This window comes from Mesorhizobium sp. M7A.F.Ca.CA.003.01.2.1, from assembly GCF_003998945.1.
Lineage (GTDB): Bacteria > Pseudomonadota > Alphaproteobacteria > Rhizobiales > Rhizobiaceae > Mesorhizobium > Mesorhizobium ciceri.
In genome coordinates this window covers 1-854 of the sequence record NZ_RZRA01001439.1, presented here as the reverse complement: position 1 = coordinate 854, position 854 = coordinate 1, and the positions used below count along the sequence as shown (strand labels likewise).

Sequence of the window (854 nt, the reverse complement as noted above, 5' to 3'; positions counted from 1 at the left end):
GGGCTGCGGCCGTAAATGGATCACGCCCTCCTCGCCGTCGACGATGATGGCATCGCCGTTTTCCGCCATGGAAACAGCGCCCTTCATCTGGCCGGCGACGGGGATGCCCATGGCACGCGCGACGATGACGACGTGGCTGGTCGCTGCACCGTCCTCGAGCACCAGCCCGCGCATCTTGTCGCGGGGATAATCGAGCAGTTCGGCAGCCCCCATCGAACGGGCGACGATGATGGCGTCCTTAGGCAGCGATGCCGCGACATCTTCCGGCCCGCGCCCCATCAGCTGGCGCAGCAGGCGGTTGGCGAGGTCGTCGAAATCGCTCATCCGCTCGCGCAGATAGGGATCGGTCATGTGCAGCATGCGGGCGCGCATGTCGCTCTGCACCTTTTCCACCGCCGCTTCGGCCGTCAGGCCGTTGCGGATCGCCTCTTCCAGCCGTCGCACCCAGCCGCGATCGTTGGCGAACATGCGATAGGCTTCCAGCACCTGGCGATGCTCGCCCTCGAAGGCGACGTCGCGGCGTTCCAGCATGTCGTCGATGGACAGCCTGAGCGAGCTGAGTGAGGTCTCCAACCGGCGAACCTCTTCCTCGCTGTCCTCGTTGAACAGATTGGTGACGACGATGCGCGGCTCGTGCAGCACGACATGGCCAAGCCCGACGCCTTCATTGAAGGACAGGCCGGTGAAGCTGACAGGACGGCGCAGATCGAGTTCGAGGCCGGGCCGGGTCAGCCGCGCCAGATCGCCGGTGGCGATCATCTCGGCGATCACCATCGCCGTGGTTTCCAGCGCCTCGACCTCGTCGTCGCGGTAGTGGCGCATGGTCTTGTTCTGCACCACCAGCACGCCCAGCG

The 854-nt window shown here is 65.8% G+C and carries 1 protein-coding gene; it reads right to left on the bottom strand.

Features of this window, described 5'->3' with window-relative positions:
- Positions 1-854: phosphoenolpyruvate-utilizing N-terminal domain-containing protein (locus tag EN969_RS33305; protein ID WP_245467649.1), on the bottom strand; the 854-nt coding region annotated here is incomplete at both ends.